This window comes from Halomonas hibernica (assembly GCF_013183775.1).
Lineage (GTDB): Bacteria > Pseudomonadota > Gammaproteobacteria > Pseudomonadales > Halomonadaceae > Vreelandella > Vreelandella citrativorans.
This window is the reverse complement of sequence record NZ_VIFN01000003.1, coordinates 199077-220821: the sequence shown is the minus strand read 5'-3', so window position 1 is coordinate 220821 and position 21745 is coordinate 199077. Positions and strand designations below refer to the sequence as shown.

At 55.5% G+C, this 21745-nt stretch carries 19 protein-coding genes; 11 read left to right on the top strand and 8 right to left on the bottom strand.

Features of this window, described 5'->3' with window-relative positions:
* The first annotated feature begins 103 nt into the window (after positions 1–103).
* The 6 genes from FKN99_RS07060 to FKN99_RS07035 all read left to right on the top strand — a co-directional run bounded on the left by FKN99_RS07060 (position 104) and on the right by FKN99_RS07035 (position 6794).
* Positions 104–829, top strand: a complete 726-nt coding sequence (locus FKN99_RS07060; protein ID WP_172117200.1) for a response regulator — start codon at positions 104–106, stop codon at positions 827–829.
* A gap of 80 nt (positions 830–909) precedes the next feature.
* The gene (locus FKN99_RS07055; protein ID WP_172117321.1) at positions 910–2325 is read left to right on the top strand and encodes an ATP-binding protein; all 1416 of its coding nucleotides are present in this window, start codon (positions 910–912) and stop codon (positions 2323–2325) included.
* A 111-nt stretch (positions 2326–2436) separates the two neighbouring features.
* The gene (locus FKN99_RS07050) at positions 2437–3696 is read left to right on the top strand and encodes an ABC transporter substrate-binding protein (protein ID WP_172117199.1); all 1260 of its coding nucleotides are present in this window, start codon (positions 2437–2439) and stop codon (positions 3694–3696) included.
* A gap of 139 nt (positions 3697–3835) precedes the next feature.
* Positions 3836–4762, top strand: a complete 927-nt coding sequence (locus FKN99_RS07045; protein WP_172117198.1) for a carbohydrate ABC transporter permease — start codon at positions 3836–3838, stop codon at positions 4760–4762.
* The gene (locus tag FKN99_RS07040; protein ID WP_172117197.1) at positions 4755–5633 is read left to right on the top strand and encodes a carbohydrate ABC transporter permease; all 879 of its coding nucleotides are present in this window, start codon (positions 4755–4757) and stop codon (positions 5631–5633) included. The genes FKN99_RS07045 and FKN99_RS07040 overlap by 8 nt, the downstream gene beginning before the upstream one ends.
* 39 nt (positions 5634–5672) lie before the next feature.
* A complete protein-coding gene (locus FKN99_RS07035; RefSeq protein ID WP_172117196.1) occupies positions 5673–6794 on the top strand; it encodes an ABC transporter ATP-binding protein in 1122 nt (373 codons plus the stop codon).
* Between the two features lie 7 nt (positions 6795–6801).
* Here the strand turns inward: FKN99_RS07035 and FKN99_RS07030 are convergent, their stop codons facing one another.
* The 3 genes from FKN99_RS07030 to FKN99_RS07020 all read right to left on the bottom strand — a co-directional run bounded on the left by FKN99_RS07030 (position 6802) and on the right by FKN99_RS07020 (position 10267).
* Positions 6802–7848: a YcjF family protein gene (locus FKN99_RS07030; protein ID WP_172117195.1), complete on the bottom strand. Its 1047-nt coding sequence runs from the start codon at positions 7846–7848 to the stop codon at positions 6802–6804.
* Positions 7845–9233 carry a YcjX family GTP-binding protein gene (locus FKN99_RS07025; protein ID WP_172117194.1) on the bottom strand — a complete coding sequence of 463 codons (1389 nt, stop codon included), beginning with the start codon at positions 9231–9233 and terminating at the stop codon, positions 7845–7847. The genes FKN99_RS07030 and FKN99_RS07025 overlap by 4 nt, the downstream gene beginning before the upstream one ends.
* 164 nt (positions 9234–9397) lie before the next feature.
* On the bottom strand, positions 9398–10267 hold the full coding sequence (locus FKN99_RS07020; RefSeq protein ID WP_172117193.1) for a D-hexose-6-phosphate mutarotase: 870 nt from the start codon (positions 10265–10267) through the stop codon (positions 9398–9400).
* Positions 10268–10417: 150 nt separating this feature from the next.
* On the opposite strand from FKN99_RS07020, the gene FKN99_RS07015 reads away from it, so the two are divergent.
* The 4 genes from FKN99_RS07015 to FKN99_RS07000 all read left to right on the top strand — a co-directional run bounded on the left by FKN99_RS07015 (position 10418) and on the right by FKN99_RS07000 (position 15285).
* Positions 10418–10660 (top strand): GlsB/YeaQ/YmgE family stress response membrane protein, encoded by a 243-nt coding sequence (locus FKN99_RS07015; RefSeq protein ID WP_087106233.1) that lies wholly within the window; start codon positions 10418–10420, stop codon positions 10658–10660.
* Between the two features lie 189 nt (positions 10661–10849).
* A complete protein-coding gene (locus FKN99_RS07010) occupies positions 10850–13315 on the top strand; it encodes a DUF1266 domain-containing protein (protein WP_172117192.1) in 2466 nt (821 codons plus the stop codon).
* An 85-nt stretch (positions 13316–13400) separates the two neighbouring features.
* Positions 13401–14036: a C40 family peptidase gene (locus FKN99_RS07005; RefSeq protein WP_172117191.1), complete on the top strand. Its 636-nt coding sequence runs from the start codon at positions 13401–13403 to the stop codon at positions 14034–14036.
* A gap of 61 nt (positions 14037–14097) precedes the next feature.
* Positions 14098–15285 (top strand): MFS transporter, encoded by a 1188-nt coding sequence (locus FKN99_RS07000; protein WP_172117190.1) that lies wholly within the window; start codon positions 14098–14100, stop codon positions 15283–15285.
* A gap of 53 nt (positions 15286–15338) precedes the next feature.
* On the opposite strand, the gene FKN99_RS06995 is transcribed toward FKN99_RS07000, so the two are convergent.
* Positions 15339–15821 carry an FKBP-type peptidyl-prolyl cis-trans isomerase gene (locus tag FKN99_RS06995; RefSeq protein WP_172117189.1) on the bottom strand — a complete coding sequence of 161 codons (483 nt, stop codon included), beginning with the start codon at positions 15819–15821 and terminating at the stop codon, positions 15339–15341.
* Positions 15822–15999: 178 nt separating this feature from the next.
* Here FKN99_RS06995 and FKN99_RS06990 point away from each other — a divergent pair, with 178 nt between their 5' ends.
* Positions 16000–16278: a hypothetical protein gene (locus FKN99_RS06990; protein WP_172117188.1), complete on the top strand. Its 279-nt coding sequence runs from the start codon at positions 16000–16002 to the stop codon at positions 16276–16278.
* Between the two features lie 173 nt (positions 16279–16451).
* On the opposite strand, the gene FKN99_RS06985 is transcribed toward FKN99_RS06990, so the two are convergent.
* The 4 genes from FKN99_RS06985 to purB form a co-directional block, all read right to left on the bottom strand.
* Entirely contained in the window at positions 16452–16919 is a 468-nt protein-coding gene (locus FKN99_RS06985; RefSeq protein ID WP_087106221.1) for an outer membrane lipoprotein, read from the bottom strand.
* Between the two features lie 234 nt (positions 16920–17153).
* A complete protein-coding gene (locus tag FKN99_RS06980) occupies positions 17154–18752 on the bottom strand; it encodes an isocitrate lyase (RefSeq protein ID WP_172117187.1) in 1599 nt (532 codons plus the stop codon).
* Positions 18753–19084: 332 nt separating this feature from the next.
* Entirely contained in the window at positions 19085–20266 is a 1182-nt protein-coding gene (locus tag FKN99_RS06975; protein WP_172117186.1) for a cupin domain-containing protein, read from the bottom strand.
* A 30-nt stretch (positions 20267–20296) separates the two neighbouring features.
* A complete protein-coding gene (gene purB / locus FKN99_RS06970; RefSeq protein WP_172117185.1) occupies positions 20297–21685 on the bottom strand; it encodes an adenylosuccinate lyase in 1389 nt (462 codons plus the stop codon).
* Positions 21686–21745 lie beyond the last annotated feature (60 nt).

Genomic DNA, 21745 nt, shown 5'->3' with positions numbered 1-21745 from the left:
AGCGCCAGTTCTATCATTAGTCGAAGGGGACTTGAGATACCCGGTCCCCTCGACCATCATCATGGCCCCAGAACGACAACAACGTAGGGCCAAAGCCGCTGCAATGACGACACCCGCTGCTACCTTGATTGTGGTCGATGACGATCCGGAAATTCGTGAGCTGCTTGCTGACTACTTGGGTCGCCACGGTTATCGTGTTTTCACCGCCGATGGCGCCGAAGCGCTGCATGCTCTGCGCTCGGAGCGCTCTCCCGACTTGCTGATTGTCGATTTAATGTTGCCCGGCGATGACGGGTTTACCATCTGCCGTGACGTGAGAAAGCATAGCGATGTGCCGATTATTATGCTCACGGCCAGTGCTGATGAGACCGATCGAATTCTCGGCCTGGAGTTAGGTGCTGATGACTACCTGAGCAAGCCATTTAACCCCCGCGAGCTGTTAGCGCGTATTAAAGCGGTATTGCGGCGTACGCGTAGTGATGCGGCGCCTATTCCCACAGGGCAAGCGCGTTGGGTGGGGTTTGGTCAGTGGCAGTTAGATCGCATGACGCGAGAGCTGATTGACGAGAAGGGTGAGCGCACCTCGCTCTCAGGGGCCGATTTTCAACTACTCCAAGTGTTTCTGGAACACCCTGCCACGGTGCTCTCGCGGGATGATCTCTATGCGCTGACCCGGGGGAGAGACGCGCCGCCGTTTGATCGCTCCATTGATGTTCACGTTTGTCGGCTTCGCCAACGGTTGGGCGAAGATGCTCAGCATTCGCAACTGATCCGCACGGTGCGCGGGGCGGGCTATGTGTTAACCGCCCAGGTAGATGCATTAACGTGAAAGCGGCAGGATGGAGAGGCATTAGACGTAGGCTGGCCCGCTGGCTGCCCGCCTCTCTGCGTGGGCGTTTTGTCATTATCATGATCGCTGGGGTGCTGGTGGCTCAAGGCGCCAGCTATGCGCTTTGGAGTTCTCAAGTACGATCCAGCCATTTGGCTCAGCTTGATGAGCTGTCCACCAACATGGCCTTTAGCATCGCCTCCACCATGCGGTTCTTCCGCTCGCTACCCGTTGAATACCGCCATATTGTGCTGGATCAGTTACGCAATATGGGCGGAACGCGTTTTTTTGTGAGCGTTAACGAGCGCCGACTCATGGTCAACGATATTGGCTCGGGGCTGGAAAAAGAAGTCGTCGTTAACAACGTACGTTCGGTGCTCACTCGCGAGCTTAATATTGACGATGTCGTCGTCGAATTTTCGCGTCCGGAAAATCTGCGCGTACTCAATAACGAGGTGCTGCTTTATGACCTGCCGCCCCGTTGGGGGCAGCACAGCCTGATGATGGAGCCGCTATCGCCGCCCATTTTAGTCGTACAGTTAGAGCTTTCACCCGGCACCTGGCTTTACGTTGCCACGCTCCTGGGTGTGCCCGATATTTTTAGCGGCTATCGCTGGCTTTCTGAAGAGCGCTTGCTGGTAGGCCTTTTGGTACTGCTAAGCGTGCTGGCGCTTTCGTTACTGGGCATTACCAGCGTGACCCGGCCGCTGGCACGGCTTTCACGTGCGGCCAGGCAGTTGGGAGATGACCTTGATATTCCCCCCTTAAAGGAGAGCGGACCCAAAGAGGTGGCGGCCACTGCCATTGCGTTTAATCGAATGCAGCGACGCATACGCGAGCAGATTGAAGAGCGCGAGCGGCTGTTCTCCGCTATTTCTCATGACCTAAAAACACCGATCACCCGTATGCGCCTGCGTGCCGAGATGCTGGATGACACGCTTCAGCGCGAGCGTTTTTGTGCCTCTCTGGACGAATTGGATAGTTTGGTAAAAGGCGCGCTGGCATCGGTAAAAGGGCTGGACCTGCATGAAGAACCGGTGCCTGTCTCTCTGGAGCAACTGCTTGAAGAACTGGCCGAGGCGCTTAGCTTGCAAGGGGGGGAGGTCAAGATTGAGCGCCAGAGTGCCGTCAACATCGCGCCGATTGTTGCCAAGCCTCTAGCGCTAAAGCGTTGCCTGGCCAATTTGCTTGAGAACGCGATTTTTTACGGTAAGCAGGCGGATATCTATCTGTTTGATGAGGAGGAAAGCGTCACCTTACAGATACGCGATTACGGCCCGGGCATTCCTGAAAAGCAGTTAGAACGCGTGTTTTCGCCTTTTGTAAGGCTGGAACCCTCTCGCAGCCGCCATACCGGCGGTAGCGGCTTGGGGTTAGGCATTGCCAAGCATATCGTCCGGGCACACGGTGGCAATATTCAGCTTGCCAACCATGCCGAACAAGGCCTAATCGTGACCGTTACGCTACCCCGTCAGGAAACTATTACGGGTTTGTAATAAACCTCCAACACTATGCAGCACTCGGTAACTCACGTTGCTGCTTTTCCTGGAGTAACCTTCTAAAGGCCGAACGTCCGAGAGGACAATAACAATATCAGGAGCGACGCAATGCCGATGTTTAAGAAAACCACCCTCGCACTCGCCTTAGCCGGGGCGACACTTGCCGCGACAGCTCACGCCGATGACGTCGAAGTACTTCACTGGTGGACCTCCGGTGGTGAAGCCCGCGCTGCCAACGTGCTTAAAGAGCTAATGGAAGCTGAAGGCTACGGTTGGCAGGACTTTGCTGTCGCCGGGGGCGGTGGTGAAACGGCGATGACCGTGCTCAAGTCGCGTGCCATGTCTGGCAATCCTCCTTCAGCGGCTCAAATCAAGGGGCCTGAAATCCAGGAGTGGGGCGAGCTAGGTCTGTTAGGTAATCTTGATGACGTCGCAGACGCCGAAGGCTGGAATAAACTGCTGCCTGAGGTTGTCGCCAATATTATGCGCTATGACGGTCAGTATGTGGCGGTACCTGCTAACGTCCACCGGGTGAACTGGCTATGGGCCAACCCTGAAGTACTGGACGCCGCTGGGGTTGAAATGCCAACGACCCTGGATGAGCTGTTTGTCGCGGGAGAGGCCATTCGCGAAGCGGGCTTTGTGCCGTTGGCGCACGGTGGCCAAGCCTGGCAAGACGCTACGGTATTTGAAAGCGTGTTATTAGGTGGTCAAGGCAGTGAGTTTTACCAAGCGGCGTTGGTGGATTTAGACCCAGAAGCGCTGGGCGGCGATCAAATGATCGAGTCGCTGGAAGACTTCAAGCGTCTGCGTGAGCTAATGGATGAAGGTATGCCTGGACGTGACTGGAACATTGCCACTGCGATGGTGATTGAAGGCGCGGCAGGCATGCAGTTGATGGGTGACTGGGCCAAAGGAGAGTTTACCGCGGCGGGGCTGACAGCCGGTGAAGAGTATCTGTGTGCAGCGGCACCCGGCACGGAAGACGCATTTACCTTCAACATTGATAGTCTGGCCATGTTCCGGGTGACGGATGACGGCGAGCGTGAGGCGCAACAGGCATTGGCACGTTTGGTGCTTGAACCTACTTTCCAGGAAGCCTTCAACCTGGCGAAAGGCTCAATTCCAGCGCGTCCTGACTTGGATATGAATGAATTCGACAGCTGTGCCCAGCAGTCGCTGGCCGACTTTCAGCGCACCGCTGAAGAGGGCGGTTTAGTGCCCAGTATGGCGCACGGCATGGCCGTTCGCGCGGATGTACAAGGGGCTATTTTTGACGTCGTAACTAACTACTTCAATAGTGCTGATATGACTGCCGAAGAAGCCGCTGAACGCATGGTGAGCGCAGCGCAAGCGGCCTCGTTCTAACGCGCTTTTCGCTTGGCTTGGTTTAGCTTGGCTCAGGTAGGGGGCAGGCAATACCGCCAGGAAATGCTGTAGGGCGCCGCCGCAACGGCGGCGCTTGAGTTTACGGGTAAGCCACTTCTTTTATAAGAGTTACCTCCCCATGAAAAATACCTCTGCGCTGCGCCTAGCGCCTGGTGCCAAGCGGTCAACATCTTCTGGTGGTCTGCAGGCGTGGCTTCCGCGCCTGGTGTTGGCGCCATCGGTGGCGATTTCGCTGTTCTTTGTTTACGGCTTTATGTTGTGGACCTTCGTGCTCTCATTGACCAGCTCGCGCATGCTGCCTAGCTACGATTTTGTAGGTTTTGGTCAATATGCTCGTTTAATGGCGAACGACCGCTGGTGGGTTGCCTCAACCAACCTGATGATTTTTGGCGTGCTGTTTGTGGCCATTTGTCTGGTAATCGGTGCGTTTCTGGCCATTTTGCTGGATCAAAAAATTCGCCAGGAAGGCGCGCTGCGCACCATTTATCTCTATCCCATGGCGCTGTCATTTATCGTCACTGGCGTAGTGTGGAAGTGGTTGCTTAACCCGCAGCTGGGTATTCAAGCGATGGTGCAGAGCTGGGGGTTTGAGTCCTTTCGCTTTGACTGGATTATTGACCCGGATATGGCGATCTACACGCTGGTCATTGCGGCCGTATGGCAGGCATCCGGGTTCGTCATGGCGCTGTTTCTGGCCGGGCTGCGCGGCATCGACGACAGCATTGTCAAAGCGGCTCAGTTAGATGGTGCAAGCCTGCCGCGCATTTACTGGCGTGTGGTAATGCCCTGCCTACGCCCGGTGGTGTTTAGTGCCGTAATGATTTTGGCGCATATTGCGATCAAAAGTTTTGACCTGGTGATTGCACTGACCGGCGGCGGGCCTGGGTACGCGACCGACTTACCGGCCACCTTTATGTATGCCCACGCGTTTAATCGCGCCCAGATTGGCTTGGGGTCTGCGAGTGCCATGCTCATGCTTGGCGGCGTGCTGGCGATTTTGATTCCTTATCTCTACTCCGAATTAAGGAGCCGTAAGCATGGGTAATGTCATTCGTCGCCAAACCTTCGCGGCACGCTTGGGCCGGGGTGTGCTGTACGGCGTGCTGATTCTTGCTGCGCTGTTTTATATCCTGCCGCTTATCGTGATGCTGATGACCTCGGTGAAGCCGCTTAGTGAAATCAGCGCCGGGACACTTTTATCGTGGCCACAAAATCCGACCCTCGCGCCCTGGACAAAAGCCTGGGGAGAAGCCTGTACCGGCATGCGCTGCGATGGCGTCGGCGGTTATTTCTGGAACTCCTTTGCAATTGTTATTCCCGCGGTATTGATCTCAACCACCATCGGCGCCCTTAACGGCTACGCGCTCACCAAATGGCGCTTTAAGGGGTCCGAATTGGTGTTTGCGTTAATGCTGTTCGGCTGCTTCATTCCCTTTCAGGTGGTGTTGCTGCCCATGGCGCAAACCCTGGGTTGGCTGGGCATTTCCAGCTCACGTGCTGGCTTGATACTGGTGCATGTGGTGTTTGGGATTGCGTTTACCACGCTCTTCTTTCGTAACTTTTATGTGGGTATTCCCAACGAGCTTGTGTCGGCTGCGAAGTTGGACGGCGCCGGGTTCTTCCGCATTTTCTGGCGAATCCTGCTGCCTGTTTCTGCGCCGATCATCGTCGTTTCGGTGATTTGGCAGTTCACCCAGATCTGGAATGACTTTTTGTTTGGCGTGGCCTTTTCGGCCCACAACACTCAGCCCGTGACCGTGGCGCTTAATAATCTCGTCAACACCTCCACCGGCGTACGTGAATACAACGTCGATATGGCCGCGGCGATGATCGCAGCGCTACCCACCCTGGTGGTGTACGTACTGGCAGGCAAATACTTCGTGCGTGGGTTAACCGCCGGCTCCGTCAAAGGCTAGTTCTGAGAAGAGCCTGATAACAAAACAGGGTGTTTTTTTATGTCGACATTAGAAATTCGCAACGTTCGTAAAGAGTTTGGCAGCGAGCGAGTGCTGAAAGACGTCAGTATTTCGATTAATTCCGGTGATTTTTTGATTCTGGTCGGGCCTTCTGGCTGCGGCAAGTCCACGCTAATGAACGCGATTGCCGGGCTTGAGCCGGTGACTAGCGGCCATATTTTGATTGATGGCGAAGACGTCACCTTTAACACGCCTGCCGAGCGCGATATCGCCATGGTGTTTCAGTCCTATGCGCTTTATCCCAGCATGACCGTGCGCCAGAACATTAGCTTCGGGTTAGAGATGCGTAAAGTGCCCAAAGCCGAACGCGAAGCCTCGGTAGAGCGCGTGGCAGACTTATTGCAAATCACTCACCTGCTGGAGCGCAAGCCTGCCCAGCTTTCCGGGGGGCAGCGCCAGCGGGTGGCGATGGGGCGGGCGCTGGCGCGGGAGCCCAAGGTCTATCTGTTCGATGAGCCGCTTTCTAACCTGGATGCCAAGCTGCGCGTTGATATGCGCACTGAAATCAAAAAGCTCCACCAACGGCTGGGCACTACGATTGTTTACGTTACTCATGACCAGGTAGAAGCAATGACGCTGGCCGACTGCATTGCCGTCATGCGTGATGGCAATATCCTCCAGCTTGGCAGCCCTGATGAGGTGTATAACAATCCGGTCGATATGTTCGTGGCGGGCTTTATGGGGTCGCCCTCCATGAACTTTATTCGCGCGATGCTGGAAAAAGAGAACGGCCGCTACCAACTGCGAATTACAACGCCAGGTGAGATGGATCTGCTGCTTCCCTGGCCTGAAAGCCGTGCGACGCCCGGTATGGACGAGCGTCTTAATCAACCGGTCATTCTTGGCCTGCGCCCAGAACACTTTAGCGAAGAGGATGTGCGTCTAACGGCGCAGGCTGAGGGCACGCTGCTGAACGCACATATCAGCGTGGTAGAGCCGACCGGCGCGGATATCCTGCTGCGGTTGCCGCTGGGCGAGCAGGAAGTTACTGCCCGCGTTGGTCCTAAATGCCCGGTTGTCGCCGGAACGCGCCTGGCGCTGCGTATTGATATGGAACAAGCCATTCTGTTTGATGCGGTGAGCGAGCAGCGAATCGCTTAGCCAGTGGCTACTCCCTGGTCCGTGTGGCCGGGGCAGGCTCTTTATCCAGCCGTTTGATCTGGCGCCAGAGGTCCTGGCGCAGATCGGCCATTCTGGGTTGCTCTTCGGGTATAAAGGCTACCGGGCGGCAGAGGCGTTGGGCGCGTAGCCCCAAACGGGCGCTGAGCAGCCCGGTGGCCAGGCCTTGGCTTGCGCGAGTGGAAATTCGGCCAGCCAGGTGTAGCGAGAGCATATCCATACTGGCATCGGCGGCGAGTTCGCTTACGCCTGCAAACGCCATGTTGCGCAACACGTTTCTAAACAGACGTAAGCGACTGGCGTAACCAAGTTCCAGGCCGTAAAGCCGGCATAACCTGTCGACCATGGCGAGACTGCGCCAGGCTACCAGCGCCATATCCACCAGCGTAAGGGGGCTGATCGTCACCATAATGGCGGTTTCCCCAGACATACGGGTTATCAGACGTTGCGCCTCACGATCGCGGGGTGCCAACAGGTGGTGGCGCAGCAGCGCCTGAACTTCCTCTCCGTTATGATGCGGCTCACAGGCGCGCTCAAACGCTTGCCAGTGAGGGTCGTCCGCTGAAAGCTTTAATTGCTGGCGAAGCGCTTCTGCCATTTTCTTTGCCTGATGGGGCGAGCGTTGGGGCAGTTCAGCTAAATCGCTACGCAGTCGATCATGGCGTTTCAGACGCCTTAATCGGCCGAGTTCTCTGATCAGTGACATGCCCCCTAAGCCAATCAGACTGATGCCAAACAGCTGCCACGCCAAATTCATCCACGCTGACTGGGAAAGCGCATCGGGAATGCCGGTGGCCAGTTCGATGATGCCCAGCGTGGCTCCACCTGCCAAGGCAAACATTAACCCCCAGCGGCGTTTGCGTGGGGCGCCCAGGCTGGTAGCGGGTAACGCCTGTTCCTCGGCCGCCGTTATAAGGGGCTGGTCATCGTCGGTTGCTTCAAAGCGCTGCTGCTGGCGTAGGCGGGTCTCCTGCTCGGTAGCCGTGTCGGGCGTATTGTGCAGGCGAAAATTACGCCGTGGCTGTGGGTCGGTCATGCGAGTTTATCTCCAATCAGCCAATCAATGGCGGCGTCCATTCGAATATGTGTCAGTGCATCCGATGCCGATGGCATGGGTCGAAAGCTGGGGAAGTCAAAGCCCTGGTGCTGCCAGAAGTCGGCATTGGGCAGGCGGGTCGGGACATCGCCTGGGTAAACCAGCACGTCTTCGCCCTCAAGCGTCGTGCCGCGTAGCGCCGAGGAGCGTTTTCCATCTTGCAATACTTCGCGTGCCTCGGTGGCCCGAATAGCCGCAAGCGACAGCGCTTTTACCGGCACGTTGGCAAAGCGTAAATCCTTCAGCGGTTCGGCTAGCAGCGCTTCCAGTAACTGTACAACATGGCTGTGCTGGTCTGGCGTTACGTGATCCGCTTTGGTGGCGGCGATGGCCAAACGGTCAATTTTGGGTGCGAACAGCCGCGATAGCAGGCTGCGTTTGCCGTAGTCGAAGCTTTGCATTAATTGACGCAGTGCACGGGAAAGGTCCTCAAACCGTTCAGGACCGGCGTTCAGTGCACCCAGTACATCGACCAGTACAATCTGACGATCAAAGCGCCTGAAATGATCACGATAGAAGGGCTTCACCACCTGTTGCTGATAGTAGCGAAAACGGGCAGCAAGCGTGGCGTAAAGGCTGCTTTGGGGCAGGCTGTTGAGCATTTCCCTGGAAGCATCAAGATGGGGCAGGGGGAAAAACTGCAGCACCGGGGCGCCCGCCAGCTCACCGGGAAGCAAAAAACGCCCCGGTTGAAGGTCCGAAAAGCCCGCCGCCTTGGCACGACGAAGCCCTTGCGCATAGGCATCAGCCAAGTGCGCCAGTTGCGCTTCGTCCGCTTCAGAGGCGGGGTCTAAAGATTTTACCGCGTCTAACCACTCGCTGAAGAGTGCGCGCCGCTGCTCGCCTTCCAACAAGGGCTGGGCCTGGCACCAACTGTAAAAATCGTGCTGCAGCAACGGTAAATCAAGCAGCCATTCGCCAGGGTAGTCAAACAGGTCCAGCGTTAGATGGGCGATATCCGGCGACAGCCAGCCGCTTTGCGCAGGCCGATAGCGCAACTGCAGGCGTAATTCGCTGATGCCCTGTGTCGGTTCGGGCCAGCGCGGTGGCGTATCGCGTAGCGCCGCCATGCCCGGGTCGTAGGGGAAGCGGGGAACGCCAAGATCGGGTTGATTAAGCCGCTGTGCGCCCAGTAAGCGGCCATCCCGGGCGGCGGGCAGTAAATCCAGCCTTGCTTCGACGCCCGCATGACGTAGCTGGTTCACCAACGAGGTTAAAAACGCCGTTTTGCCCGCTTGTGATAGCCCTGTTACCGCTAAGCGCAGCTGACGGTCTCGGCCTCGTTCCAGTAAGTTACTCAGTTCGCGGCTTAACGGCTGGCGCATCCTGGCGTTCCTTTTGTTAATCCTGAATTCAGAAGTCATGGGGCCGTGGCCGTAAGCGGCTCACGTAGTGAGCGAGCATTAGTAGCTGGCGGCGTTGCAAACGTAATGGCTAATTTGGTTGCTAGCATAGTGAATAGCATAGCCAAGGGTTGATGAACCGTGCATTAACTGCGACTTAGCGTTGTCCCCAGCAGGTGCTGGGCGCCTGGCACCAGCCACACCGGGTCAAGGCGTGTGTTGGCGGCTTCAATGCACAAAAAATGGCGCGCGGCGTCAGCAGGTGTGTCGCCGGGAGGGTTCGCACCGGGGTGCCACACCACGGTTGAATCGCTTGACTGCTTGGCAACGCGCAAGCGGCGCACGCCATCATCTAGAAGCACGGCTTCATTGCTGTGATAAATTCGGTCGACGCCGCCACGGATAGCCAGCGTGCCTTGTTGCTCGGACTCCGCAAAATCACGCAGTTTGTCCAGGTAACGGGCGCCCGCAAGACCTTCTACACGACACTGATGCACGTCATCAACTGCTAAATAGGTGTGCAGCGCACCGCTGGTTTTAACCGGCGTATCGCCGATATTTTCACTGATAAGCTCAACATTTAAGCGCTGCGCGTTGGCCTGAACCACCACGCGTGCGGTGAGTTGGTTGTGCAGAGGATGCTCGGGAGAAAGGTGCACCTCAATTCCCTCTGCGTGCTCATCAACGGCGTCCAGCCGCCAACTGGCTTGGCGAGCCAAGCCGTGGAATGGGCCGTCGCGTTCAGGACTTTCGTCGGCGTAGCGCTCGTCTGCAAACCAGGGCCAGCACAATGGGATACCGCCGCGTATAACGTCGGGCGTTGCGGGCGGTGTCGGTGTTACCCAAAGCCAGCCGGTGTCATTGGCAGGTTTGAAGTGAAGCACTTGAGCGCCTTGTAGGCTAATGGCAAGTTCGCCCCAGGGCATATTGAAAAGAGCGACATTGCGTCCTTCCCACGTCGCTATTTGCTGGCCGTCTACGCTAGCCATAAGAGTTACGAGTGAATCAGGGGTCATGAGCGTTCCTTAAAAGGGTGTGTATCAAATCAGGCAGGATTGTCGCGCTGTGTGCTATGGTAGGACAAGCATAATGAGTAGGTAAAACGCCTAGGTTGGCAGGTAAGAGACATAGGTAAAACCCTGAAAAGTGGATATCAAGGAGGCACTATGGGCTTTATTGCGTGGTTAATTATTGGTGGTTTGGCTGGCTGGATCGCTGGCAATATCATGCGCGGCGGCGGTTTCGGCATCCTGGGCAATATCGGTGTGGGTGTCGTTGGGGCAGTGTTAGGTGGCTTTTTGTTTAGTTTGCTAGGCTTGCAGGCGGGCGGCTTTATTGGCTCGCTAGTGACCGCTACGGTAGGGGCTGTCGTACTGCTGTGGGTTATTAGTAAAGTGCGAAGTGCGTAGCGTTAAATAAAAGACGCCGTGCTTAAGCGGCGCACTGGTTCGATATCATTTGCTGCCCGGCCTTGTGTCGGGCAGTGTCGTTTTGCACCAATCGGTCAGTTTAGCTATCGGTCTTGCCACCACTTTCCGTTACACTAAGGCGCTTTGCTCTAGCGCACTGCTGGTAGATTTTTTGTTTCGAGGTGTCTCTTGGTCGACGCGTTAAACGCTTGGTGGGCCCAACAGCTGGTGCTGTGTGATTGGGCATTTACCCCGCATCCGCTCTCGGTGGATACGCAAGCTGCTGAGCAGCGTTTGCTGCAACTGGGTATTACCAGCCGTAACGAGCTGGCCGAACAGCTTTTTCATGCGTTAGGCGCTTCGACAGGAGAAGCGGACCGCTTATTGGGTGCGCTTGAGTGGTCGGCGTTGGCCGGGGCAGCAGGGTGGTTAAATGCCGATCAGGCTCAGGCCTGGGCGCACCATGTTATCCGCCGTATTACCGCTGACTACAGCGATTTACGCGGCTGGCTTTCAGAGCTGCGCCGGGTGCTGGGCGCCAAGGGCTGGGAAACCGGCGCGGATGATCGTTTTATTGACGCCTGCCAGGCACTCTCGGCACTGGAAAGCGAAGACGAAGGGATTACCTGGCAAAGGCTTGAACATACGCTGGCACAGTTGCCCGCACCGGCGCCGTTATGGCCCCAGGCGGCAGAAGCGCAGGTGTGGCGTTTATGTGCGCTGTTTCGCCCCATTATTAGCTACCCCGCAAACCGAGCCGATTGGCCGGAAGCCGACCAATGGCTTGAGCGCATTTGGCAGATCAATGACCGCGAGCAGCTACTCGAAGTGGCGCTATGGCTGAGCGCTCAGGGAGAGCGTCAGCGCTGGGATATTGAAGCTCGTGAGCTGCTGGGGATGGATAACGACCAACGGCTTGCTTGGCAGCAGGATGAAATAGAAGACTCGCCCTACGCGGGTGTCCTCAACGCGTTTGTAAGCCAAGGCGAGCCGCTTGAGTGGGCCGCGTGGGACTGGCTGCGGCTGGTGGAGATTGCCTGGGCCGGTGCTTGCTGTGGTTGGTTAAGCCAGGCAGAAGCGGATGATCTTGCATGCCACGCAGCGGACCTGATGAATCATCGCTACCACGACTGGCGCGCTATTCTAAAAGCCTATATGCGCGGTCAGAGCCTTTTTGAGGGTGTCGACCGACGCGATATGACGCCTAACCCTCATCACGCCTTACTGCTCAACGCCGCGCATAGCCCATGGGCCTGCCCGCCCTCTACGCTGTTGAATGAGGCGAGTCGCCAAGCATCACAACAGCGTGTCAAAGCGTGGCGCAATACGTCCCATCACTGGCTGCTGGCGTTAGCGGGGGTACGTGAACCCGATGTCATGCTGCGCCAGCTAAACCCCGGTGCACCCATTGCCGAGCAGCGCCGAGCAGATGCCGCGCTTTACCTTCTAGAGTCGCTTGGCCTGCATGCGGATGAGGGCCCCGCTGTTCTCGCCCGTTACTGGTTGCCTGCCCAGGCACATCATCTTAATCAGTTAGCGGCCGATGCGGTGCACGGCGTGTTGCCGCCATCACACACGCTGTTTGGTCAGCCCGCGTCAGACGAGTTGAAGCAGCGTAATGCGGTGAAGGGTGTCAGCCGTCATGCGGCCACTATCCATATGGCGGAAAAGTTTGCCTTCTATTTGCACATGTCGCTGGATAGCGGTTTATTCGAGCGTGAGCCGCTGCTTGCTTATGCCCGTGAACTACGTAGCTGTTTGTGTCGTTTTTACCCTAACCCCAAGCGGTTGCTGGAAGCCTGGTTTGCCTGGGAAAGTTGCTTGCCGGAGCCTGAGCATACCTCGTTAATTAACGAGATTGCTTGGCACCTGGAAGATCCAGGGAGCCTCTTTTACTGGCTGGACTGGCGCCCCGATGCCTGGTGCGAGCCAGGCGGACGGCCAACGCTTACCCATTTTACGGCCATGTCACTGGTTGGGCCGCTTAATAGTGCCGTGTGGAGTGAGCCTCAGCCAGAAAGTGCGCGCGAGTGCGCGGACATTAAAGAGTGGGTGGAGAGTCACTATCACTTGAGCCGTGCTGCCGATATGCAAGAGTTTCTAACCTTTATGTTGGAGGCTGGCGACCGCCAGGAGTATCAGATCAACTATGCGCCCTATACGCTGAACCCGGAGCGTCTAGAGGCCGAAATCGCGATTCTGGAATCGGGTGACTGTGCCGAAGAAGATCGCCACCATCTGCTTCGCCTACGGCGTGTGCAGGGTAATGAAGATAGCTGTAATGATGTTGACATGGCCGCATGGGATATTGCTCAGCTTGTCGATTTGGCGATCGCTGCCCGGCAGTTGGGTTGGCTGGAAAGTCAGGCATTTGCCGAGGTGCTGGACCGTGCGTACCATTTGGCGGCTGATCACTATGCTGGCTGGCAAGAGTACGCCGCAGGAATGTATGCTGGATTCTCGTTTTTTATGGGTGAAACGCCCGAACGTGACAGCTTTTTAGCCGGGTTTCGTCAAGCCATGGTGGCTTGGGTGTGCGGTGCACCGATCCTTGCGGGCCCTTGGGCAAGCCTCGATTTTCCGGGTAATAAACCGCGCCATTTTGCGCCGCTGCATATCGACACCTTACCCGGTGATTCACGAACATTACATTGAGGCTCGCCAACCATGCATTGTCTAGCTTATAGTTTAACGCGTGTTAATTACCCTACCTTCACCATAATAGTACGAGGTTAATCGCATGGTTGCGTTGCCACACCCCGCTGTGACCGCTGTCCGTGTTGTAAGTGTTTGTGTTGTCATTGCTTTTCTGGCTGGCTGTGCAGGCTCTTCGCATCAATCTATCGAGCCGCCCGAGGACTATTTCTCGATGACGCTGCCAGGAATGGCGAAAGGCGTTAGTCCTCAGATGTCACCCGTCAGTAATTCGTTAGACCAGTTACGTAGTTTTCAGACACCGCCACCGACTCTGGTGCGTCAGGCACTACTGGAACAGCACCAGCGATGGTCGGGGACGCCTTACCGCATCGGCGGGACGTCAGAACGAGGAATCGACTGTTCGGCGCTGGTACGTAATGTTTATCGCGATACGTTTAATTTAGAACTACCCCGTTCCACTTCGGGCCAGATACATGAGGGACGCTCGATCGACCGCCAAGAGCTGCAGGCGGGCGATCTGGTTTTCTTCCGTCCGCCAGGGCGTTATAATCATGTGGGCATCTATGTCGGAGATGGCTACTTTTTACATGCCTCTACCTCACAAGGCGTCATCATTTCCAGTTTGGATAACAGCTACTGGCAGCGTTATTACTGGCAGTCGCGTCGGGCGCTGGAACCCACCAACCTTGCTTATTTAGGCAGTAACTTCACTCCGTGAAGGGGCAGGGCTGTTGGCGTTTCGCTTCCAGCCCCGCAAGTTGTCTACTCCTGGGAATGGCATGATTGAAGCCAAAACACGTGCTTGGTGGCGAGCAACAATGGCCCTGTGTTTAGGGTCATTTCTGGTATTTATTAATCTGTATGTTCCTCAACCGTTACTGCCCGAGCTTAAAACGGCCTACGAGGTGTCTACCTTAGGCGTCAGCCTGCTGATGTCGGTTGCTACGCTGTCGCTTGCCTTGTCCCTGTTGGTCTTTGGACCGCTTTCCGATGCGATAGGCCGTGAAGGCATTATGCGTATCACGCTACTGCTGGCGGGGGGCTGTTCGCTGGCGCTGGCATTTGCTCCGAACTTTGAAAGTCTGCTACTGCTTCGCTTGGTTCAGGGATTTGTATTAGGCGGCCTACCCGCCGTTGCTATTGCCTGGATGGGCGATGCCTTTGAAAAGTCTGCGCTGCTAAGCGCCGTAGGGCTCTATATTGGTGCCAATACGCTAGGCGGTATTAGCGGTCGGGTCGTAGGGGGGGCCGTCGCGGAGATAGGTGGGCCCTCCGCTTCCTTTATTGTGGTTGGGGCGATGACGCTGGTTGGCTGCGCAGTATTTTGGCGCTTATTGCCTAATAGCCATGCGTTTGAGCCCAAGCGTTTTCAGCTTCGCCGCGCGCTGGTAGACCTAGCCGGGCATTTGCGCAACCCGGTGCTGCTTGCAGCCTACTGCCTGGGCGGCATCAATTTTCTTATTTTTATCAATCAATATAGCTACATCACCTTTCGCTTGGCCGCTACACCTTATGCGCTGGCAGCGAGCGGGCTGGGGCTGATTTTCCTGACCTATTTGGGTGGCACTTTTGCATCGGCTATTTCTGGCCGACTGGCCGAGCGCACGTCTCCGGCTACTTGCATGATGGCAGGCGTGGCGATTCTGATGACAGGTACCGCCGTCACTCTGCATGATTCGCTGGTGCTAATTATTGTCGGTCTAACGATTAATGCGTTTGGTTTTTTCTTAACGCACTCACTGGCGTCCAGCTGGGTGGGGCGTTATGCCCAAGGCGCGCGTGGCAGCGCGTCAGCCCTTTACCTGGTGTTTTATTATGTAGGCGCAAGTCTCGGTGGCTTCTGGCTGGAGCCTTTTTGGCAGGGAGCTGGCTGGCTTGGTGTGGCCTGGGCTTCGTGGATTCTGTTAACGGTTACGTTAACCATCACGCTAGGAATGCGCTGTTTCGAGCGCCGTTACTGCCTTTAATGAAGGCATAAAAAAGGCAGCCCGCAGGCTGCCTTTTTAGCAAACGTGGGCACTTAGTGCTCAACGCCACCTTCACCGTGCACATGGCCGTGCTCGGTTTCTTCCTGGCTTGCTTCACGTACGGTTGCAATCTCAACGTCAAAGTTAAGTTGCTGGCCTGCCAGCGGGTGATTACCGTCAACGATGACGGTATCGCCTTCGATGTTCTTAACGGTCACCATCAGCGGGCCACCTTGAGTCTGGGCTTGGAACTGCATGCCCGGCTCAATGTTTTCAACGCCCTGAAAAGCATCACGTGGTACTTCTTGTACCAGCTGCTCTTGAACTTCGCCGTAGCCCTCTTCGGGGGATACTTTAACGTTCAGCTTGTCGCCCGCTGCGCGGCCTTCCAGCTCTTTCTCCAGGCCCGGGATGATGTTGCCAGCGCCATGAAGATACGTGAGCGGCTCACGGCCTTCGGAACTGTCGAGCACCTCACCTTCATCGTTGGTCAGGGTATAGTGGAACGCGACAACCGAGTTTTGCGCAATTTGCATTGGATAACCTTTCGGTGAGTGCATGTCCCAATATGGTAACGCGTGAGGCGTGGCTTGTCAGGGGGTAAACCGGGTTTTTACGCCTGATCGTTAATAGTGGTGTTGCGCCTTGCAGTCACCGGGGATACTCTAAGCCAACAACTTTTCCCTTTTTAAGATCACATTCACTGGAGCTTGCATGACAATCTTCTTTATTTGGCTTATTGCATTTGTCCTGATTTCCTACTTTGCCAATCAACAGTGGAATAATGGCCTCAGTCAAGGCCTGGACCGGCTTTTGCCTGGCGTGATGAAAAGCCACGGCGATAACCGCTACTTGTGGGTAACGACGCTGGCTGTATTAGGCGCAACAACGCTGGTTCGTCCGGTGGATATTTTGCTTGTGACTATTTTGCTGGCGTTGGTTGGTTGGGTCATTGTGAAACTGGCCGGTTGGGCGAGCAATATGTCGCACTAATTAAGCTATCAAGCGGCGAATGTCATTGCCGCTATGAACATAAAAATGCCCGGCTAAAAATAGCCGGGCATTTTTTTGCGTTAGAACGAATAGCTCACTTAACGTGGTAAATGTTCATCTTACCTGGCGACAAGCCCTAGACCTGTCAACCCGAGCCTATCGGCAAAGCGCTATTAATACGGAGCGACGCTTACGTTTGAGCCACTACCGATCAGGCGAACACGCTGGCCTGCCTGGTAGGCGTGATCCGCTCCTTGTACCACCACCACGTCGCTGCCATCATCAAGGCGGATTTCCATTTCCAGTGCGCTGATGCGGTTGGCGCGGTCTTCAGCAGCGGTGCCCGCAATCGTACCGCCCAGAGCACCGGCAACGGTTGCCAACTGACGACCTGAACCGCCACCCACTTGGCTACCCAACAGGCCACCAATAATGGCGCCGCCGCCACTACCCAGCAAGCCTCCCGCACGGCTATCTGCCTGAATTTGTACGGGCCTTACCGCTACGATGGTTCCATAGGTAACGCTTTGGCTGGTTTTAGCTTGGTTGCCGCGATACACATCACCTGAATAGGGGGCAGTGTTGGCACACCCGGCCAAGGTCAGGATGCTTAACGCAGCAACAGGTAGTAAACGTTTCATTAAAACCTCCAAGGTATGCAGCTTAAAAAAGTATAATCAGGTGCTTCAAGGGTAGTGCAATGTTTATAAAAAGTAACTGAATTGACTAATTAAGACCAGAGAATATCAAAAGGCCGTAAATCCCAGTGTAGACAGAGAATAAGAAAACAGTGTGCATACCTAACAATAAAAAAAGGAGGCTAAAAAGCCTCCTGAGATAAAGATACTTCGTCGTGGAGTGCGGGTACGGCTACATTAGCCAAACTGGTTCATTGTATTATCTTTGCCGCCCGCTTTAAGCGCTGCGTCGCCGTGGAAGAACTCCTTATGGTCATCGCCAATATTAGAGCCTGCCATGTCTTGATGTTTTACCGTGGCAATTCCTTGGCGAATCTCTTCTCGCTGAACACCTTGTACGTAGGCCAGCATACCCTCTTTACCAAAGTAGCCCTTGGCCAGGTTGTCGGTTGAAAGCGCCGCAGTGTGGTAGGTGGGCAGCGTAATGAGATGGTGAAAAATGCCCGCTTCACGGGATGAGTCACGCTGGAAATTGCGCGTCCATTCATCCGCCAACTGGCCAAGCTCGGTAGTGTCGTACTCGACACTCATTAGCTTGTCACGCTGATAGGCGGACACATCCTTACCCTCGGCTTGCCAGGCATCGAACACCTGCTGGCGGAAATTGAGCGTCCAGTTGAAAGAGGGCGAGTTGTTGTACACCAACTTGGCATCGGGCACCACTTCGCGGATACGGTTGACCATGCTGGCAATTTGCCCAACGTGGGGCTTTTCCGTTTCGATCCACAGCAAGTCGGCGCCATTTTGCAGGCTGGTAATACAGTCAAGAATGACGCGGTCTTCACCCGATCCAGCTTTAAACTGATAAAGGCCTGATGCCAAACGCTTGGGTTTGACCAGCTTGCCGTGTTGCTTGATAACCACATCGCCATTATTGATATCGGCAGCATTCTCGATAACGTCACCATCCAGAAAGCTGTTGTACTGATCGCCGAGGTCGCCTGGCTCATGGGTCACAGCAATCTTCTGGGTCAGCCCAGCGCCCAACGAGTCCGTACGAGCAACGATAACGCCATCTTCCACGCCGAGCTCAAGAAACGCGTACCGGACAGCGTTAATTTTGGCTAGAAAATCCTCGTGCGGAACCGTGACCTTGCCATCCTGGTGGCCGCACTGTTTCTCGTCGGACACCTGGTTTTCGAGCTGAATGCAGCATGCGCCGGCTTGAATAAACTTCTTCGCTAGCAGATAGGTGGCTTCCGCATTACCAAAACCGGCATCAATGTCGGCAATAATAGGCACGATATGAGTATCATAATTGTCGATTTTGCTAATGACTTCCTGCTCTTTGGCGCTGTCACCGCTGGATTTTGCATCATCCAGCGCGCGGAAAAGATGATTAAGCTCCCAAGCATCGGCCTGCTTCAAGAAGGTGTAAAGCTCCTCAATCAGGTTGGCGACCGAGGTTTTCTCATGCATGGACTGGTCGGGCAGGGGGCCAAACTCGGAACGTAAGGCAGCGACCATCCAACCCGAAAGGTAGAGGTAGCGGCGCTTGGTGGTGCCGAAATGCTTTTTGATGGAGATCATCTTCTGCTGACCAATAAAACCGTGCCAGCAGCCTAGCGACTGCGTGTACTGTGCCGTATCGGCATCGTAGGCAGCCATGTCATTGCGCATTATCTTGGCGGTATAGCGCGCAATATCGAGCCCTGTATGGAAACGGTTTTGAGCACGCATCCGCGCTGCATGTTCAGGCTTAATTGCCTCCCACTTGCCGCTTTGGGCCTCACGTAATTGAGCGATGGCTTTAATATCGTTGAGTAGTCCAGACATGAGCAATTCCTCCAGGGTTAAACAGCACTTCGCAAGGTTGTGTTTGTGCTGCGCTTGCGAAAACGTTATCAGCGTCTACCGGCCGTAAGGCGTGGTTTCTGTCTAGGCAGAGATGCCTGGTAGCGCTGCAGTGCAATAACTATTGACGACAAGGAGGGATTCAACAATTGACACTTGGAGGCAGACGGGGTTGTAACTTGACGACAGAGGGTTAACAAAATGGCGTGTTTGTGTAGTCGTTTTTCGTCAGGCGCGTCACCGGCCCATAAAAAACGCCATCCGAAGATGGCGTTTGGTGCTCAATATTGAGAGACGTTGGGTAGGTGCTGGATCTACTCTTCGTCCTCTTCTTCATCCATAAAGCCCATGCTGCCAGTGTTAACCAACTGGGTAAGTAACGCCGCCGCACCGTCAAGCTCAAGAACGTCTTCATAGAAGGGAGCCGATTCTGATAGGCGCTTGGCAAGTGCTTCAGAGCAGGAATGACCATCGCCATCGACAAACAGCGTGGTACCGCGCGAATCGCTGCGCCAGGCAAAGCGTGAACCGGGCATTGCAAAAAGCGGCTCACCCGCTTGCAGGTGCGCAACCAGCGCTGCTTCATCCAACGGCGACTCCAGCGGAGCGACCTGATCCATGTACTTGGGTTGCGTCATCACACGGCCAAACCACTGCGCCATTTGCTCAGGATTGTCCAGCGTTGACAGCATAAACTGGCGCATGCGCTCGATAGCCGCATCATCCAGCTCGCCGGCCTGGCTTGCGGGTGCCATGCCCGCATCGCTGTAGCGCTTTGACGCGGGCAACTGCTCGCCCAGGTAATCCGCGTAAGAGGTAATGGACTCATCGGCAGAGGGTGCGCGAAAGCCTACCGAAATCGTCATGCAGTCATCGGTCTGGCTGACGCCGTGATGTGCCCAACCCGGCGGAAGATACAGCATATCGCCTGGTGCCAATGTCCAGTCTGAGTCTGGTTCAACCTCAAAGGTTTCCAGGATACGCAGGTCAATGCCCTGAATAATCGGGGCGTCATCGGACTGCTTACCCCCCAGCTGCCAACGGCGGTGACCGCTGGCTTGTAGTAAAAAGACATCGTACTGGTCGATATGCGGGCCGACGTTGCCACCTGGCGGTGCATAGCTGATCATAATATCGTCTAACCGCCAGCGTGGCAGAAAGTCGAATTCATCCATCAGCGCAGCAACCGCCGGTACATAGTGGTCAACCGCCTGCACTAACAGGCTCCAGTGGCCTTCAGGCAGGCGCTCAAACGTAGCTTCATCAAGCGGGCCATGAGAAACCTGCCAGGCCCTGTCGGGGCCTTTTTCTTCTACCAGGCGCGCTTCTACACCCGGTTCACAAGCAAGGCCCGCCAGTTCATCAGGATCAATCGGGCTTAGAAAGTCAGGTATAGCGCCACGAATCAGCAGCGGTTTCTGTTGCCAGTAGTGGGCCAGGAAGTCCTCGGGCGTTAAATCGCCCAGCAGGGTAAGTGGCTTATCGTGTTGGCTCATGGCGGTATCCTAATTGAGTGGCCGCAGCGCTTATGACAAGCTGCCCAGGCGTTGAGTAAGTGCTTCAGCTTGCGCTTGTGCATTACCAATATAGCTTGCCGGGGAGAGCTCTTTAAGCGCTGCTTTAACGTCGTCTGGCAGCTCAAGGGTATCAATGAAGGCGGCAAAGCCTGCCTGATCAATACGCTTGCCACGTGTCAGCTCTTTAAGTTTTTCGTAGGGTTTTTCAATACCGTAGCGGCGCATAACGGTTTGAATCGGCTCGGCCAGCACTTCCCAGCTGTTATCCAGGTCGGCGGCCAAGCGCTCAGGGTTGGCTTCCAGTTTGCTGATGCCTTTTAAGCTGGCGTGATAGCCAATCAGGCCATATGCCAAACCTACACCTAAATTGCGCAGCACGGTGGAGTCGGTCAAGTCGCGTTGCCAGCGGGAAATGGGCAGTTTTTGCGCCAGGTGAGCAAGCACGGCGTTCGCCAGGCCGAGGTTGCCTTCCGAGTTTTCAAAGTCGATAGGGTTAACTTTGTGCGGCATCGTAGACGAGCCGATTTCGCCTTCAACCGTGCGCTGCTTGAAGTAACCCAGCGAAATATAACCCCAAACGTCACGATCAAAGTCGATCAAAATGGTGTTGAAACGGCATACCGCATCGAACAGCTCGGCAATGTAGTCGTGCGGCTCAATTTGCGTCGTGTAGGGGTTGAAGCTTAGTCCCAGCCCTTCGACGAAGGTGCGCGCATTGGCTTCCCAATCGATGTCGGGGTAGGTGGTTAAGTGAGCATTGTAGTTGCCAACGGCGCCGTTGATTTTACCCAAAATTTCAACGCGTTCGATCTGCTTGAGCTGGCGCTTTAAGCGGTAGGCCACGTTAGCCATCTCTTTGCCAAGCGTGGTGGGGCTTGCCGTTTGGCCGTGGGTGCGCGAGAGCATTGGCTGAGCAGCGTGGGTAATCGCGAGCTTAGCCACTTCATCGGCTACTTCGTGCATGGTGGGCAACAGTGCTTTAAGGCCATCGGCCAGCATTACACCGTAAGAAAGGTTATTGATGTCTTCCGAAGTGCACGCAAAGTGAATGAACTCGGTCACTGCGTTCAATTCGGCGTTGCCAGCAATTTTCTCTTTCAGGAAGTACTCGACGGCTTTCACATCGTGATTGGTCGTCCGCTCAATCTCTTTGATACGTTCGGCATCAGCAATCGAAAATTCACTCACTAACTGCTCAAGAAAGGCGGTCGCCTCGGCGGAGAGAGGCGGCACTTCAATGATTTGATGGTGCTCCGCCATGCGCTGCAACCAGCGTACTTCCACAATTACGCGGGCGCGTATCAGACCAAATTCACTGAAGTGTTCGCGCAGCGCGGACGCTTTGGCGCTGTAGCGACCGTCAACAGGAGAGAGAGCAGTCAAAGCGGAGAGTTGCATGGCATCGTTTCCAAGTAGTTCAAGAACAGGTGAGTCGGGAAAAAGTAAAGAGGCGCAATA